Here is a 15476-nt window from a genome sequence, read left to right as displayed (position 1 = left end):
TGGGAGAAGGGTTGGGGATGAGGGGAAGAGATAGCCTCTTCAAGCCCCATGACGACAGGCGCTAAGGATGTGACATGACAGACCCACAAGACACCAGAATTCCCGTGACCCTGCTGACCGGCTTCCTCGGCAGCGGCAAGACCACCTTGCTCAACCACTGGGTCAAGCAGCCGGAGCTCGGCGAGTGCGCCGTGCTCATCAACGAGTTCGGCTCTGTGGGGCTGGATCATCACCTGGTGCAGCAGGTGGACGAGCAGGTGGTGCTGCTCGATTCCGGCTGCATCTGTTGCTCGGTGCAGGGCTCTCTGGTGGAGGCGCTGCAGGGGCTCTTTATGAAGGCCATTCAACGGAAAATTAAGCCGTTCAAGCGACTCATCATCGAGACCACTGGCCTGGCGGATCCCGCGCCCGTGCTCTTTACCCTGAAGGAAGAGGGCTTCATCGCCCAGCGCTACCGCTTCGATGGCACAGTGACAGTGGTGGATGCCGGTCATATCGAACAGCAGCTGGCGGCTCAGTATGAAGCGGTGAAACAGGTGGCGCTGGCGGATCTGCTGGTGGTGAGCAAGGGGGATCTGGTGGAGGAAGAGACCCTGATGCGGGTCGAAAGCCAGTTGGCATCCCTCAACCCGGCGGCCCCCATCCAGCGGGTCAGCAATGGCGTGCTCTCACCCGTTGTGCTGGAGAAGCTCGGCGCCTACAACGAGGCGGCGGGGCGCGACGTGCGCCAACTGCTGGCCTGGCTGCGCACCGAGTCACCCCGACAGGGGCTGGCATCTCCCATGCAGCCGAAGATGCAGCCGTTCGCCGCCAAGGTAGGCACGGCCGCGCCGACCCATTTCGAGCATGGCAACATAGAGAGCTTCTCCCTGCGCATCGGCGAGCCGCTCAAGCCGTCCCGCCTGCTGGCCGCCATCGATGCGGTGCAGGCCCAGTATGGCGACGCCCTGCTGCGCCTCAAGGGGATCTTGCAGCTGGAGGGCGAGAGCCAGCCCGTGGTGATCCACGGGGTGCACGGCCAGCTCTATCCGTTGCAGGCCCTGGGGGAGTGGCCCGAGGGCAAGGCCCAGTCCCGGCTGGTCTTCATCGTGAAGAGCCAGGACAAGGCGGGAATAGAGCGGTTGTTCCTTGATACGCTCAAGGCCCCGGAGCCCAGTCTGGAAGAGCAGCTCAGAGCCATGCTCGGCCAGCCGGATGCCTGATATGCTGATATGACCCGCGCCCGTGCGGGTCTTTTCTTATCTGTTGAGGAGACAAAGACTCATGCCTGATAGCACTCACCTGGTGACCCCCGCCCAACGCAAGTGGCTACCCTGGCTGACCGCGGTCGGCTTCTTCATGCAGACGCTGGATGGCACCATACTCAACACCGCCCTGCCCAGCATGGCAGAGGCCCTGGGGGAGAGCCCGCTGCAGATGCAGTCGGTGATCATCGCCTACATGCTGACGGTGGCCCTGCTCATTCCCGCCTCCGGCTGGCTGGCGGACAGGTTCGGCACCCGCCGCGTCTACCTGGCCGCCATACTGCTGTTTACCCTGGGCTCCCTGGCCTGTGCGGCCGCCAATACCCTGCCCATGCTGGTCGCCGCCCGGGTGCTGCAAGGGGTGGGCGGGGCCCTGCTGATGCCCATAGGGCGCCTGGCTGTGCTGCGGGTCTACAGCAAGCATGAGCTGTTGCGGGTGATGTCCTTCGTCACCATCCCTGGTCTGCTGGGGCCCCTCATGGGCCCGGCGCTCGGGGGCTGGCTGGTGGAGGTGGCGAGCTGGCACTGGGTCTTCCTCATCAACCTGCCGGTGGGCGTGCTCGGCTTCATCGCCAGCTGGTACTTCATGCCGGACCTGCGCCAGCACACCGCCAGGTTTGACTGGCAGGGATTCGTGCTGTTCAGCGTCGGCATGGTGCTGGTGTCGGTGGGCTTGCAGGGGCTGGGGGAGCACAGCATCTCCACCGGCTGGGCGCTGTTTGCGTTGCTGTTCGGTCTGGCCGCCATGGCGAGCTACTGGCTCTATGCCGCCACAGTGGCGCAGCCGCTCTTCAGCCTGGCGCTGTTCAAGACCACTACCTTCGCCATCGGCATCTGGGGCAACCTGTTCGCCCGCCTCGGCAGCGGCGCCATGCCCTTCCTCACGCCGCTCTTCCTGCAACTGGGGCTGGGCTTCTCGCCGAGCAAGGCGGGCATGACCATGATCCCCACTGTGATCGGCGCCATGCTGACCAAGACGCTAGTGAACAAGCTGATCCCGCGCATCGGCTATCGTCGCATCCTGATCGGCAATACCCTGGCGCTGGGGGTGATGATCGCCAGCTTCTACTTCATCGACAACCAGGTGCCGCACTGGGTACTGCTGGTCTGGCTGGCGGTCTTCGGTGCCATCAACTCACTGCAGTTCTCCGCCATGAATACGCTGACCCTGCAAGATTTGAGTGCCGAGCACGCCAGCAGCGGCAACGGCCTGCTGTCGGTGGTGATGCAGCTCTCCATGAGCCTGGGGGTAGCCATCGCCGCCAGCCTGCTCGGGCTCTTCTCCGCCGGCCAGCCGGCACAGGCGAGCGAACGCTGGCTAGGTGGCTTCCACCTCACCTATCTGTGCATAGGTCTGATGTCCATGCTGGCGGCGCTGATCTTCGCCCAGCTTGCCAGAGATAATGTGAAGGAGGGTCGGCGCCAAGGTCCGGTCTGATGGCCACGCGGGTGGCGAGGCAAAAAAAGAGGGCGGCCCTGGCCGCCCTCTCTCATTGGGGGATCAGACCCTGAACTGATCGACCGCCCGGTGGAGCAGGCTCGCCTGCTCGGCCACGTTCTGGCTGGCGCGGCTGTTCTGCTCGGCCTGGGTCAGGGCGTCGTTGGCGATGTCGCGGATCACCACGGCATTGCGATTGATCTCGCTCGCCACCGAGCTCTGCTCTTCGACCGCCGTGGCTATCTGGGTGCTCATGTCCATCATCTGGTCCATCTGACGGGTGATGTTGGCGAGCTGGGTGCTTGCCTCTCCGGCGGCCTCGACGCTGCGTTCCCCCTGGGTGCGACACTCGCCGATCAGGGTGACCACGCTCTGGGTCCGGGCCTGCAAGCCGGAGACTATGGCGGCAATCTCGCTGGTGCTCTGCTGGGTGCGCATGGCCAGGTTGCGCACCTCGTCGGCGACCACGGCGAAGCCTCGTCCCTGCTCGCCGGCTCTGGCGGCCTCGATGGCTGCGTTGAGGGCCAGCAGGTTGGTCTGCTCGGCGATGGCCTGGATCACCTCCAGCACATTGCCCACCTGACGGCTCTCCTCGGCCAGGGCGATCACCTCCTTGCCCGAGGCCTCCAGCTTGGCGGAGAGGGAATGGATCACCGCCATCGTGGTCTCCACCCTCTCCCGGCCCTGCTGGGCGCTCAGGTTGGTGGTACGGGCGCTCTCGGCGGCGCTCTCAGTGTTGCTGGCGATCTCCTGCACAGTGCTCTCCATCTCTGTGGCGGCGGTGGCAACCAGATCGCTCTCCTGCAACTGCTGCTGGGTACCCTCCTGAGCGGCGTTGGCGTTGCGCTGCAATTGGGCTGTGAGGCGTTCCAGATCCGTGACCGAGGAGACGACCTGGCCTATGACCTGGTTGAAGTGCTCCAGCATGGTGTCGAAGTCGCGGCCCATGGCGCCAAATTCGTCCCTGGAGCCGATGCGGGCGCGCAGGGTCAGGTCGCTGCTGGCGGTGACCCGACGCATGGTGTCCGCCAGCCGTTGCAGGCCGGTCATGACGTCGCGGCCGATCAGCAGGTTGAGGCCGAGGGCGGCCAGTATGCCGAGGAGGCAGAGCAGTACCATGACCCTGAGGGTGCGTTCATGGGTGGCGTCGGCTTCCCGAGTCAGGGCCTGGGTCAGGGTCATGCCCGCCTGGCGCATCTGCTCGGCGCTGCGATTGAGCTCGCCCCTCAGCCCCTCGTTGGCACTCAGACCCAGGTGTTGCTCTTCTGTGACCAGGGCGAGGAAGTTCTGGCGGTAACGTTCCAGCAGGGCGGTGAGGGCCGGTTCACCGGCGAGCGCCTCGGCCAGGGGAGCCAGGTTCTGTTCGAACTTGGCACGATAGCCGATGTCGCGGCGCAGCATGAAGTCCTTCTCATCCCGGCGCAGTTGCAGCATCAGCAGGCTCTCCTGTTGCTGGCCCCGGGCCTTGAGCTCCTGTTCCAGTGCGTGGATGGCCTGACGCAGGGCGCCGTAATGGCCGCTGGTGGGGGTGAGCCCTATCTTCTCCTGTTGGGCGCGCAGGGTCTCGAACTGGCGGCTGTACTCCTTGAGCTGGGTGGCAAAGCCCAGTATGTCGGCCTGCTGCGTGCCCCCATGGTCTCTTGCCATCTCGGCGAGCAGGCGGCTGGCCTGGTCACTCTGGGTGGTGAAGGCGGTGGCGGCGGCGGGGTCCCGGCTCAACAGAAACTCTCTCTCCTGCAGGGTGAGGGCGACGAGGTCGGCCTCCACCTGCTTGGCCTGCAGCATTTCGGCGTTGCTGCGCGACTCCTGCCCGGAGAAGTAAAACATGACCCCCATGACGACGGCCTGGATCCCGGCCACCAGGATGGCGGATAACACAAGTTTCTGTTTGACGTTCACGACGACCTCAAGGGGCAAAGGAGTTGGCTAGCGTATCGGCGCTGAAGATATATTCTGAAGGTGGCTTTAGCATTTTATTCCGCCGGTTTCGCGTTTGGGATTCGATGGGTTCTGTCATCCCACTGTCATGTAGCGAAATAGTCTGGCGTTGCCCCTGACCTGAGGCGGAGCTAGTGAGGGAGGGCGAGGGCGCCCGGGCGGAGGAAACCGCCCGGGCGCCCATGCTGGCGTGGATCAGGCCTGGATATCGGCCAGGATGCCGCTCGGCGTCCAGTGGAAGGGGATGGGGTCGAGGCGCTGGGAGGCCTTGTCATAGCCTTGCCACAGCTCGCCCAGGGTGCGGCCATCGGTGGGATGGCGCAGGCCGGGGGCCAGCTCCGCCAGCGGCCAGAGCACGAAGGCGTTGGTGAGGATCTCGCCACGGGGCAGTACCAGAGGCTCGTCGCAGACCAGATCGCCGTAGAGCAGCAGATCGAGATCCAGGGTGCGGGGGGCAAACTTCTTGGCATCCGGCTCGCGGCCGTGGGCGAACTCCATGGCCCGCAGCCGCTGGCACAGGGTTGCTAGGGGCAAGTCGGTGTCGGCGCCGACTACCAGGTTATAGAAGGGGCGGCCGTTGAAGCCTACCGCCTCGCTCTCGAACACCCGGGAAACCTGCAACTCGCCAAACTCGGCATGCAGGGCATCGAGGCCGGCACGGATGTGATGCTCCCGCTCGATATTGGAACCCAGGCTGATGTAGATACGGGTCATGCAGCGCTCCCTGTTATCTGGTTCGATCCCAGGCTGATATAGATGCGGGTCATCAGCAGGCGCTCGCGGCCGGGGTCCGGTGGCGCAGGATCTCGACCCCGACGCCGGCGGCATTGGGCACGGCACCCGGCTTGGTCAGGGTGACCTTGACCCACTGCACCCGCTCGTCGGCCAGCACCAGGGCGGCCACCTGCTCGGCCATGGTTTCGACCAGCTCGACGACCTTGCTCTGGGCGTGATCACAGATCTTGCGGGAGAGGGTGGCGTAATCCAGTGCCAGATTGATATCGTCGGTTGCGGCGGCGGGTCGGTTGTCGAATCCCATCTCGAGATCGAAACAGAGCTTCTGGCGAATGCCTTTCTCCCACTCATATACCCCTATGGTGGTCAAAACCTCGAGTCCGCGAATAAACACCTTGTCCATGACAGTACTTCTTCTTTACTCTTGATGGGCTGTGAAAACAGCGCAGGGATGCAGGCCTGGCAAGCCGATTGCCGCTGGCGGCCGGTTTGGGCGACAGGCTTTCGGGCAAGCCCAGACCAGAGAATGTGGCCCGCATCATACCCCATTCATATCGTGGTAAAAACGACCAAGATGACGGCCCTGACGATTTTGATGATTATTCTGGCCTATCTGGGCGGCTCGCTGTCCAGCGCCGTGCTGGTTTCCCGCCTCACGGGTCTGCCGGATCCCCGCGACCATGGTTCCCACAACCCGGGGGCGACCAATGTGCTGCGCCTCGGTGGCCGGATGGCGGCGCTCATCGTCCTGTTGCTCGACGTGCTCAAGGGCATGGCTCCCGTCTACCTCGCCTGGTATCTGCAGATTAAGCCCGTCTACCTGGGGTTCATCGGCGTCGCTGCCTGTCTGGGCCACATGTACCCCATCTTCTTCCACTTCCGGGGGGGCAAGGGAGTCGCCACTGCGCTCGGCACCATGCTGCCCATCGGCTTTGCCATGGGGGGGGCGGCGATCGCCACCTGGCTGCTGGTGCTGCTGGTGAGCGGCTACTCGTCGCTGGCTTCCATCATTACAGTGCTGCTGACCCCGCTCTTTACCTACCTGCTCAAACCGGAATATACCCTGCCGGTCTCCCTGCTCTCCTGTCTCATCCTGGTGCGCCATCACGAGAACATCACCCGCCTGCTCAGGGGTGAGGAATCTCGACTCTGGGGCCGCCGAGGCGCGGCTTCTCCCACAGAAGTGATTAAAACGAGTGATGCTGCGCAAAAAAGAGACGAACGAGACGAAAAGTGAAATTTCCCGTTGACCACCCGCCTTAAAATCCGTTTAATAGCGCCCACGCCCAGATAGCTCAGTCGGTAGAGCAGGGGATTGAAAATCCCCGTGTCGGCGGTTCGATTCCGTCTCTGGGCACCAATTTTGGTGCCATGAAAGAAAAATTTGTTCATGCACAATAGTTTAAGTGTGCCGGCTTAGCTCAGTAGGTAGAGCAACTGACTTGTAATCAGTAGGTCACCAGTTCGATTCCGGTAGCCGGCACCATTTGCCCAGATAGCTCAGTCGGTAGAGCAGGGGATTGAAAATCCCCGTGTCGGCGGTTCGATTCCGTCTCTGGGCACCACTTACAATTCCTCCTTAGTTCAGTCGGTAGAACGGCGGACTGTTAATCCGTATGTCACTGGTTCAAGTCCAGTAGGAGGAGCCATTTCAAAAAGACCCTTGTCGCAAGACAAGGGTCTTTTTTTATGTGCTCGATAATCCCATGGCTCCTCAGGCTCCCGTATTTCAGGGCATGGAAAACCCGCTATCGAGTGAAAACGTTTTTCTGTTGAAAGCCGAGAAGTGCATGAAAAACAAGCAGTAAAATGGGCGGTAAATAGCCTGCGCTTAAGGTCCTGTACATGATTTCACCTATAAAATGGAGACCACATATAACAAGGGCCTAACGCCCGCCATTTAGTATTGATGAGGCTATAAATGAACTTAAGACTGACCCCTGTCTGGATTGCACTGGCATTGGCAACCACAGCAGCTCACGCTACCGACGACATCTACTTTGGTGCCGGTGTCGGTGCCGCTCACTTCAACGGCCTGAACAACGCTGCCGTCGAAACCGGCACTGAAGATGCCGCCGCGACCAACCTCTTCATGGGTTACAACTTCAACGAGACCTTCGGTGCCGAACTGGGTTACCAGTACGCTGGCCGTGGTAGTGCCGATGGTGAGCGTTACGAGAACCAGGGCGCGACCCTGTCCGGTATCGCCCGTCTGCCCCTTGGCGAAGATTTCTCCCTGTTCGGTGAAGCGGGTGCCTACTGGGCCCATACCGACGGCCTGGACAACAGCGACACCCGCGTCTCTCCGCTGGCTGGCGTCGGCCTGACCTACAAGCTGAACGATGCCCTGGATCTGCAGGCGCGCTACCGCTACATGTGGGACGTGGCCGATCTGACCACCTCTACCGGTGAGCAGTACAAATCCAACCAGAGCGTAGCGACGCTGGAAGCCGTATATCACCCGTTCCGTACCTCCTACGTTGAGCCTGTAGCTGCTCCTGTAGTGGCAGAAGCGGCCCCTGTGGTTGTCGAGAAGAACTTTTCCCTGAACTCCGACGTGCTGTTTGCCTTTGGCAAGGCAGATCTGAAGCCGGAAGGTGTGGAAGCCCTGAGCGGTCTGTACCAGCAGATCGTTGAATTCCAGCCGAAGGATGGCAGCGCCATCGTCGTTGGTTACACCGACCGTATAGGTTCCGATGCCCAGAACCAGCAGCTCTCCGAAGCCCGTGCCCGTACCGTGGCCGACTTCCTGGTGAGCCAGGGCCTGGCCACCAGCAAGATCGCCATCGAGGGCCGCGGTGAAGCCGACCCTGTCACCGGCACCCAGTGTGACGGCGTCAAGGGCAAGAACGAGCTGATCTCCTGCCTGGCACCGGATCGCCGTGTCGAAGTCCGCGTCTCCGGCGTGCAGGAAGTACAGCAATAAGCTGACGTCAGCTCAGCTGATGTGAAGAGGGGATGCCATGGCATCCCCTCTTGCTTGTCCAAGCCTCTCGCTTCCCGGATGGGCGAAGCCGCCTGGCAGGGCGATCCTGGTGCCTGTTCCCTCTTCAGCCCCGCGGCAGCTTGTCGCACCCCGCCCCTTATACCTTCCCTGTCAGTGAGTTACAGCCATCCTCTCGGCTAGTATGATGGCGTGACCGGCCTGTGCCCCCGTTTTCCTGCGAACTGGCATCTCTCTTTGGGCGTGTAGGCTCCTGATCCTCTCCCTCGGCACTCCTGGGAGGGACAAATCCATGATCGAGGTAATCTATGAATGCGACTGAGCTGTGGCAGCTGTCTCCCGAACAATTCAACGAGTGGCGACGGGAGAATGACTATCCATTGATCTGGGAGTTGCTGGTGGCCTCGCTGCCCCATTTCGACGACTGGATGACAGAGCAGAAAATAGAGAAAAGCGTCATCTTCCAGATCGGCATAGCCCGCTTCATCAGCTCGCGATCCGTGCTCAGCCTCTGCGTCTACATGAGCGACGACAAGATAAGGCTCTATGAGACCGCCTCGAGCGCGCTGGAGTCCCTGCGCAAGAGCGGCCTCGTCCGCTCCGAGACGCGCTTCGAGCCCTATGCCATGTGGCTGGCCGCCAGGCACGGCAAAGCAGAGGTGAAGCGGGTGCAGAGCCTGCTCTCCGTCTCCGAGAACAACAAGGGGGAGGCCCAGGTGCTGGGCAAGCATCGGCTGCTCAACATCGGCGGCGTCGAGCTCAAGAGCCCCATCATCTCCGGCCGTCTGCTGGACTTCACCTGCCTCGACGAGCTCTCGCTGGATGGCGCCGTCAACAACTCCAAGGTCTATCTGTGGCACTGCTCGGCCAAGGGGGTTCGCTTGAACGGCGGGGTGATCGGGCTCGATCTGTTCGATTCCCTGCTGTGGGATCACAGGGCCTGGGCCAAGAAGCGGGAGCTGGCGCTGGAGGACGGGGTGTTTCAGGACTTCACCATAGAGTGCGAGGAGATCCGCTTTCACTCCTCCCGGGCCGTGCTGAAAAACTTCAACGTCAGTGCCAAGAACTTCGATGCCACCATGGAGCACACCAATCTGGACAAGGTGCAGGTGGTCTACAACGAGAATGGCCGGATCGATCACAACGAGGCCAGCAAGCTGTACCGCAATGCCAAACGCATCTTCTCCAGCGTGGGTGACACCGTCGATGCCGGTGAATGCTATTACAAGGAGAAGCTGCACGAGATGAAATCCCTGGCAAGCCCGAGGGAGCTGTTCAGGGAGCGCTGGCTGCGCAGCGGCCTGATGACTAAGGGGTGGCTCTCCCTGCTGTGCTACCTCAAGTGCGCCAGCAAGTTTGTCAGCTTCATTACCTGGGGATTTGGCGAGCGGCCGATAAGAAGCCTGCTAATGTCGATGGGGGTCATATTGCTGGCGACCCTGACCTACTTCCTGGCGCCGGAGTCCGTGACCCATGGCCACCTGGGGCGCTCCCTCTACTTCAGCATAGTGACCTTCGTGACCCTGGGTTACGGCGATATCTCCCAGACTTCCTCTCCCCTCCAGTTGTTGTCGGCCATAGAGGCGTTCTGCGGCATGTTTCTGACCGGCCTCTTCCTCGCCGGCTTTGCTTCAAAGACCAAGCAGTATTGACGATAGCGCTGGCGGCGGTGCACCACTTGCCCCGCCGCCAGGGACTGGCCAACCGCCAGAACCCGCCAGCACGGCGGGGATGGCGTTCTTCCTTGACGCACCGGCAGTGGAGCGACTTTATTTAGAGTCATGGGTCGCGCTTGCGATGGATGGCGCACCGAATGTTGCACGAGAAAAAAACAAGGGAGCGAGAGCGGTATCGACCAGTCCACAATCGAAGCAGAGAAGGAATAACGCTATGATATTGAATCACTTATGGGGATTGTATGCGCATCCTCACACCGAATGGCATACCATAGACGAGAGACATGACAGTTTCCGAAACAGTCTGACTCATATCCTGATCGTGGCCCTTATCCCGCCCATCTGTGCCTATTATTCCGCCGTGCACATAGGTTGGAGCATTGGCGTCGGTGAGCCCATCACCCTGACCGCGAACAGCGCCCTCATGCTGTCGATCGCCATGTACGTGACGCTCATCATCGGCGTTCTCGCGCTCTCCTATCTGGTGCACTGGATGGGCCATACCTTCGGTTCGGATCCCAGCTACACGACGTCGCTAGAGCTCGCGGCCTACACCTCCACGCCGCTGTTCATGGTCGGTTTCTCCGCCTTCTTCCCGCACCTCTGGTTCATGATGATCATCGGTCTCATCGGGCTCAGCTACTCGGTGTACCTGCTCTATGTGGGGGTGCCTATTCTGATGCACATCCCCAAGGAGCAGGGGTTCATCTACGCCAGCTCGGTGGTCACCGTCGGTCTGGTGCTACTGGTCTGCGTGCTGGCAGCCACGGCCATTCTGTGGGGATCCGGCTTTGGCCCCGTGTTTACCCATTAGCCGCTGACGAGTCGGCAGAAACGACAAGGGCGCCTCTATGGCGCCTTTGTCATGGGGCTCACTCACGCTTTCTGGCCGGGTTGTGGCAACCGGACGGAGTGAAAGCGTTGGTCGCGAGGCCGGGATCAGCGCGGGTTGCCGCTGCCGATGCCAAAGGGGATGCGGTAGTCGCTGCTCTGGTCCCCCAGGCTCACTGTCAGGTTGCCCTGGGTGCGGCTCGGGATCTGCACCTGCTGGGTGCCCATCAGGTTGGCGTGGACTGAGGCCACCAGATCACCAGACTCGTCGCGTACCTCCAGCATGGGGTTGGCCTTGCCAGCCATGGTCGAGCTGGCGTGCCAGTTCACGAACAATACGCCAGGGGCGGCATTGAAATCGGCAGGAACCGAAGCCTGGGCAACACCGGCAGTCATCAGGCCTGCGACGGCCAGCATCTTGATTAGGTTTTTCATGTTCATTCACTCTCTTGATTTTTATGTCATTGGCAAGGCCGGAGAGGCCCGCATCAATGCATCCTTGCAAGAGGTTATTCAAATACTATGTAGTTCTTTTACTGACATCAGACACCCTGTTTTGGGTATCCCAGCCTGGAACAACTTGTTATTTGGCCACTTGGCGATCCTGCCTAAGCGATGAATGCATGGTAAACAGGTCATCGCTCGGTTGTTAGCGAGATAAACTGGTCTAGATATTCAAAAAACATGAACAAGATGTGAGGAGTCGCCATCCCGGGCCGCCAGCGTCGGAACTGCTCCCGCCAGCGGCCAGCAGGACTGTTGCCGTAATGAGGCCGGTCGCCGTCTCAGTTGAGGGGATCACGCCGGGTCGGCGCGCCGTCGTCCCCCATGCCAGGTGGTGCCCATCGAAGCGGTTATGATGGCGGCTATTCCCAGCCACTGGGACGGGGGCAGTTGCTCTCCCAGCAACAGCAACCCCATCAGGGCGCCCATGGCGGGCTCACCGCTGGTCAGTATGCCGTAGCTCTTGAGCGGCAACCGGCGCAGGGCAAACATCTCGAGGGAGTAGGGGATGGCACTCGAAAGCAGCCCCACCCCCGCTATGGTCAGCACCAGGGGGAGGGTGAAGCTGGCCTCGCTCGCCCCGCCGAGGCCGAAGGGCAGTACCAGCAGGGTTCCCACCCACATGCCAAGGGCCGGGGCCTGCGCCCCCAGCAAGGCACCGGCCCGCTTGCCGGTCAGCATATAGAGCCCCCAGAACACGCCGGCACCGAGGGCCAATGCGGCCCCCAGGGGATCTATGGCCTGCTCGGCGGCCCGCAGCGGCAGCAGCAACAGCAGACCGACGATGGCCAGCGCCAGCCAGATGAAGTCTTCCCGGTGGCGGGAACTGATCAGCGCCACCGTCAGTGGACCTATGAACTCGATGGCCAGCGCCACGCCGAGGGGAATGCGCTCTATGGCCAGATAGAAGAGCAGGTTCATGGCTCCCAGCGAGAGTCCGTAAGGGATGGCCCCCAGCAGGGTGCGTCTGTCGAGTGGCGCTCGCCAGACTCTAAACACCAGGGAGAGGAGGAGGGCGGCACACCCCAGCCGGAACAAGGTAGTGCCGGCTGCCCCGATCAAGGGAAACAGCGACTTGGCCAGGGAGGCGCCCAGGGTAATCGACAGCATGGCGAGCATGACCGCCAGCAGAGAGGAGAGGGCTGTGGTGGTCGGTGGCATCTTGTTCAAACCTGAGCAGGGAAGGGGAAGTAAAATATATCTGGCGATAGCCGTAATTTCGGTCTAAAACTGGCCCCACTCGATAATTTTTATCTCTTTATCCCCCATGACCGACAAGTTCGATCTGCTCATCCTCGCCGAGCTGCAGCAGGATGCCCGTCTGCCCATTCCCGAGCTGGCCCACAGGGTCGGCCTCTCCGCTCCCGCCTGTTACCGCCGTGTCCGGGCGCTGCGGGAGGCGGGACTTATAGAGCGGGAGGTGGCGCTGGTGGCACCGGCGACCATGGGCTGGCCTATCACCATGCTGGTGCTCGTCACCCTGGAGCGGGATCATGGCCGTATCGTCGATGAGATGATTGCCTGCCTGAAGGGGGAGCCTGAGGTCATGGACCTCTGGTATGTGACGGGTGAGCAGGACTTCGTGCTGCAGGTGGCCGCGCGGGACATGCAGAGCTACGAGCAGTTCACCCGGCGGGTGCTGCATGCCAGGGAGCAGGTGCGCAGCTTCAAGACCCTGGTAGTCATGGGGCAGCACAAGCGCTGCGGGGCCTTGTTGCCAGCCTGAGGTGGGGAATTCGTTGCGGGGTCGTGCCTGCACACCATTGGCAGGCTGTCGTGAACAAGAGTGGTTTGCAGGTCTTGGCCACAGGGCCGAGTACAAGCCGGGGCAGCATTAGCTGCCCCGGTCGTGTCAGATCTCCGCCAGCTCCTGCGCCGTCATGGGGCGCAACACCCGACAAGGGTTGCCGACCGCGACCACCCCCGCCGGAATATCCCTGGTGACCACGGATCCCGCCCCTATGACGCTGTTGTCCCCTATGGTGACACCCGGGCAGATGACGGTGCTGCCCCCTATCCAGACGTTGTTGCCGATGCGCACCGGCTTGCCGAACTCGACCCCCGCCACCCGGGGCGCTACCGCCACCGGATGGGCGGCTGTGTAGATCTGCACCCCGGGGGCCAGCAGCACGTTGTCACCAATGTGCACCTCGCACACGTCGAGGATGGTGCAGTTGACGTTGGCGTAGAAGTTCTCCCCCACGAAGATGTTGGCGCCATAGTCGCAGAAGAATGGCGGGTTGATGGCGCACAGATCGCCTCGGCCGCCGAGCAGATCATGGAGCAGGGCATCCCGCTCCGGCTTCTCCTGCCAGTTGGTGTTGAAGCTGTGATAGAGGCTGCGGCAGCGCTCGCGTGCCGCTTTGAGCTCGGGGTGGCCCGCATCATAGGGCTCTCCCGCCACCATCTTCTGCCATTCGGGGCAGCGCTTGGCTGCCTGCGGCGCTGTGATTGTCTCAGTCATCATTGTTCCATCAGCCAGATCAGGGATTCATAAGGGCGCAGCTTGCAGGATTGCGGGCGGGCCGGGCTGTCGGGGTAGTTGCCAAGCAGCAGGCGACCCTCTCCATTGGCCAGCTCGGCAGGCAGGGCAAACTCCACCGGCTCACCGTAGAAGTTGCTCACCACCAGCAGGGTCTGGCCATTGGCGCGGCGGGCATAAGCCCAGATCCGGGCGTGCCCCGCCAGCAGCTCCTGATAATCCCCTTGCGTGAAGATGGGATGATCCTTGCGCAGCCGGATCAGATCCCGGTAGTGCCAGAACACCGAGTTCTGGTCGGCCAGTGCCGCCTCGGCGTTGATCTCGGGGTAATTGGCAGCGGGCCTGAGCCAGGGCGTCCCTTGGGTGAAACCGGCGTTGGGGGCGGCGCTCCACTGCATGGGGGTGCGGGAGTTGTCCCGGGACTTGGCGCCGAGAATGGCGAGGATCTCGGCATCCTCCATCCCTTCGGCTTGCTTGATGGCGAAGATGTTGCGGCTCTCCACATCCTGATAGTCATCGATGCGCTGATAACCCGGGTTGGTCATGCCGATCTCCTCCCCCTGATAGATGTAGGGGGTGCCCTGCAACCCGTGCAAGGTGCTGGCCAGCATCTTGGCGGCCACCACCCGATGTTCACCCTCGTCGCCGAAGCGGGAGACGATGCGTGGCTGGTCGTGGTTGCACCAGAACAGCGCCGACCACCCCTTGCCGTGCATGCCGCTCTGCCAGTGGTTGAAGATGCGCTTGAGTTCGAGGAAATCGAACGGCGCCTTGGTCCACTTGTCGCCGTTGGGGTAATCCACCTTGAGGTGGTGGAAGTTGAACACCATGGAGAGTTCCGACCCGTCCAGCGCACCATAGCGCTGGCAGTGCTCGAGACTGGTGGAGGACATCTCCCCCACCGTCATGGCCCCCACCGGGGCGAAGACGTCGCGGCTCACATCCTGCAGGAATTCGTGGATGCGCGGCCCGTCGGTGTAGAAGCGGCGGCCATCCCCCACCTCGTCGCTCGGGAAGCGCTGATCCTTGGAGATGAGGTTGATGACGTCGAGCCGGAAACCGTCGACCCCCTTCTTCGCCCAGAAGTGGATGATCTTTTTGACCTCGGCGCGAACCGCCGGGTTTTCCCAGTTGAGATCCGCCTGCTCGCGGGCGAACAGGTGTAGATAGTACTGGCCGGTGGCCGGGTCCAGCTCCCAGGCGCTGCCGCCAAACTTGGACTGCCAGTTGTTGGGCACGCCGCCTTCCACCGGATCTTTCCAGATGTAGTAGTCGCGGTAGGGGCTGTTCTTGTCCCCCAGCGCCGACTTGAACCAGGCGTGCTCGGTGGAGGTGTGGTTGACCACTATGTCCATCACTATGCGGATGTCGCGCCCGTGGGCGGCCGCCAGCAGGGCTTCGAAGTCGGCCATGGTGCCGTAGGCCGGGTCTATGGCCAGGTAGTCGGCGATGTCGTAGCCGTTGTCCACCTGGGGGGAGACGTAGACCGGGGTCAGCCAGAGGGCATCGACACCTAGGGTCTTGAGGTAGTCGAGGCGGGCCATGATCCCCTTGAGATCGCCGGTTCCGCGGGCGGCGGAATCCTGAAAGCTCTTGGGGTAGATCTGGTAAATCACGGCGCTTTGCCACCAGGGTGTCTGTGTCATGGTTGGATCGCTCATTGGTTGAAACTGGGTTGAACAGG

At 61.9% G+C, this 15476-nt stretch carries 14 protein-coding genes and 4 tRNA genes; 11 read left to right on the top strand and 7 right to left on the bottom strand.

The genetic code is table 11. From position 1 onward, the window contains the following. Positions 1-74 precede the first annotated feature (74 nt). Together OC537_RS13940 and mdtD are read left to right on the top strand one after the other, a co-directional pair. Positions 75-1202: a CobW family GTP-binding protein gene (locus tag OC537_RS13940; RefSeq protein ID WP_262112063.1), complete on the top strand. Its 1128-nt coding sequence runs from the start codon at positions 75-77 to the stop codon at positions 1200-1202. Positions 1203-1263: 61 nt separating this feature from the next. Next, a complete protein-coding gene (gene mdtD / locus OC537_RS13935; protein ID WP_163148435.1) occupies positions 1264-2682 on the top strand; it encodes a multidrug transporter subunit MdtD in 1419 nt (472 codons plus the stop codon). Between the two features lie 63 nt (positions 2683-2745). On the opposite strand, the gene OC537_RS13930 is transcribed toward mdtD, so the two are convergent. The 3 genes from OC537_RS13930 to folB form a co-directional block, all read right to left on the bottom strand. After that, a complete protein-coding gene (locus OC537_RS13930; protein WP_410050480.1) occupies positions 2746-4518 on the bottom strand; it encodes a methyl-accepting chemotaxis protein in 1773 nt (590 codons plus the stop codon). A gap of 297 nt (positions 4519-4815) precedes the next feature. Continuing rightward, positions 4816-5334, bottom strand: a complete 519-nt coding sequence (gene folK, locus OC537_RS13925) for a 2-amino-4-hydroxy-6-hydroxymethyldihydropteridine diphosphokinase (protein WP_163154556.1) — start codon at positions 5332-5334, stop codon at positions 4816-4818. Between the two features lie 52 nt (positions 5335-5386). Beyond that, positions 5387-5758 carry a dihydroneopterin aldolase gene (gene folB / locus OC537_RS13920; protein WP_106885677.1) on the bottom strand — a complete coding sequence of 124 codons (372 nt, stop codon included), beginning with the start codon at positions 5756-5758 and terminating at the stop codon, positions 5387-5389. 171 nt (positions 5759-5929) lie between these two features. On the opposite strand from folB, the gene plsY reads away from it, so the two are divergent. From plsY to OC537_RS13880, 8 genes are all read left to right on the top strand, one after another. Continuing rightward, positions 5930-6592 carry a glycerol-3-phosphate 1-O-acyltransferase PlsY gene (gene plsY, locus OC537_RS13915; protein ID WP_159392282.1) on the top strand — a complete coding sequence of 221 codons (663 nt, stop codon included), beginning with the start codon at positions 5930-5932 and terminating at the stop codon, positions 6590-6592. A 47-nt stretch (positions 6593-6639) separates the two neighbouring features. Then, positions 6640-6715: transfer RNA gene (locus tag OC537_RS13910), tRNA-Phe, on the top strand. A gap of 50 nt (positions 6716-6765) precedes the next feature. Then, positions 6766-6841 (top strand) — tRNA-Thr (locus OC537_RS13905). 3 nt (positions 6842-6844) lie between these two features. Further along, positions 6845-6920, top strand: a tRNA-Phe gene (locus tag OC537_RS13900). Between the two features lie 8 nt (positions 6921-6928). Further along, positions 6929-7004: transfer RNA gene (locus OC537_RS13895), tRNA-Asn, on the top strand. A gap of 272 nt (positions 7005-7276) precedes the next feature. Beyond that, the gene (locus tag OC537_RS13890; RefSeq protein ID WP_111911078.1) at positions 7277-8281 is read left to right on the top strand and encodes an OmpA family protein; all 1005 of its coding nucleotides are present in this window, start codon (positions 7277-7279) and stop codon (positions 8279-8281) included. Between the two features lie 326 nt (positions 8282-8607). After that, the gene (locus tag OC537_RS13885) at positions 8608-9951 is read left to right on the top strand and encodes a potassium channel family protein (protein WP_262112054.1); all 1344 of its coding nucleotides are present in this window, start codon (positions 8608-8610) and stop codon (positions 9949-9951) included. A gap of 238 nt (positions 9952-10189) precedes the next feature. After that, complete coding sequence (locus OC537_RS13880; RefSeq protein WP_106885681.1) at positions 10190-10789, top strand: Yip1 family protein; 600 nt, start codon at positions 10190-10192, stop codon at positions 10787-10789. Between the two features lie 125 nt (positions 10790-10914). Here OC537_RS13880 and OC537_RS13875 read toward each other — a convergent pair whose 3' ends face one another. Then, complete coding sequence (locus OC537_RS13875) at positions 10915-11247, bottom strand: hypothetical protein (RefSeq protein ID WP_171276924.1); 333 nt, start codon at positions 11245-11247, stop codon at positions 10915-10917. A 357-nt stretch (positions 11248-11604) separates the two neighbouring features. Next, entirely contained in the window at positions 11605-12471 is an 867-nt protein-coding gene (locus tag OC537_RS13870) for an EamA family transporter (protein ID WP_171276923.1), read from the bottom strand. A gap of 106 nt (positions 12472-12577) precedes the next feature. Between OC537_RS13870 and OC537_RS13865 the strand changes: the two genes are divergently transcribed. Beyond that, positions 12578-13036, top strand: coding sequence for an Lrp/AsnC family transcriptional regulator (locus tag OC537_RS13865; protein WP_163137562.1), 459 nt, complete (start codon positions 12578-12580; stop codon positions 13034-13036). A 126-nt stretch (positions 13037-13162) separates the two neighbouring features. On the opposite strand, the gene OC537_RS13860 is transcribed toward OC537_RS13865, so the two are convergent. Both OC537_RS13860 and treC read right to left on the bottom strand, forming a co-directional pair. Continuing rightward, entirely contained in the window at positions 13163-13774 is a 612-nt protein-coding gene (locus tag OC537_RS13860; RefSeq protein ID WP_171276921.1) for a sugar O-acetyltransferase, read from the bottom strand. After that, positions 13774-15438, bottom strand: coding sequence for an alpha,alpha-phosphotrehalase (treC, locus tag OC537_RS13855; protein WP_262112048.1), 1665 nt, complete (start codon positions 15436-15438; stop codon positions 13774-13776). Before treC ends, OC537_RS13860 begins: the two co-directional genes overlap by 1 nt. Positions 15439-15476 lie beyond the last annotated feature (38 nt).

This window comes from Aeromonas sp. Marseille-Q5825 (assembly GCF_946892685.1).
Classification (GTDB): Bacteria; Pseudomonadota; Gammaproteobacteria; order Enterobacterales; family Aeromonadaceae; genus Aeromonas; species Aeromonas rivipollensis.
This window is presented reverse-complemented; position numbering and strand designations above follow the sequence as displayed.

Coding starts and splice junctions, on each gene's coding strand:
- OC537_RS13940 (WP_262112063.1), top strand. CDS start 75: ATGACAGACCCACAAGACACCAGAATTCCCGTGACCCTGCTGACCGGC.
- mdtD (WP_163148435.1), top strand. CDS start 1,264: ATGCCTGATAGCACTCACCTGGTGACCCCCGCCCAACGCAAGTGGCTA.
- OC537_RS13930 (WP_410050480.1), bottom strand. CDS start 4,518: ATGGGGGTCATGTTTTACTTCTCCGGGCAGGAGTCGCGCAGCAACGCC.
- folK (WP_163154556.1), bottom strand. CDS start 5,334: ATGACCCGTATCTACATCAGCCTGGGTTCCAATATCGAGCGGGAGCAT.
- folB (WP_106885677.1), bottom strand. CDS start 5,758: ATGGACAAGGTGTTTATTCGCGGACTCGAGGTTTTGACCACCATAGGG.
- plsY (WP_159392282.1), top strand. CDS start 5,930: ATGACGGCCCTGACGATTTTGATGATTATTCTGGCCTATCTGGGCGGC.
- OC537_RS13890 (WP_111911078.1), top strand. CDS start 7,277: ATGAACTTAAGACTGACCCCTGTCTGGATTGCACTGGCATTGGCAACC.
- OC537_RS13885 (WP_262112054.1), top strand. CDS start 8,608: ATGAATGCGACTGAGCTGTGGCAGCTGTCTCCCGAACAATTCAACGAG.
- OC537_RS13880 (WP_106885681.1), top strand. CDS start 10,190: ATGATATTGAATCACTTATGGGGATTGTATGCGCATCCTCACACCGAA.
- OC537_RS13875 (WP_171276924.1), bottom strand. CDS start 11,247: ATGAACATGAAAAACCTAATCAAGATGCTGGCCGTCGCAGGCCTGATG.
- OC537_RS13870 (WP_171276923.1), bottom strand. CDS start 12,471: ATGCCACCGACCACCACAGCCCTCTCCTCTCTGCTGGCGGTCATGCTC.
- OC537_RS13865 (WP_163137562.1), top strand. CDS start 12,578: ATGACCGACAAGTTCGATCTGCTCATCCTCGCCGAGCTGCAGCAGGAT.
- OC537_RS13860 (WP_171276921.1), bottom strand. CDS start 13,774: ATGACTGAGACAATCACAGCGCCGCAGGCAGCCAAGCGCTGCCCCGAA.
- treC (WP_262112048.1), bottom strand. CDS start 15,438: ATGACACAGACACCCTGGTGGCAAAGCGCCGTGATTTACCAGATCTAC.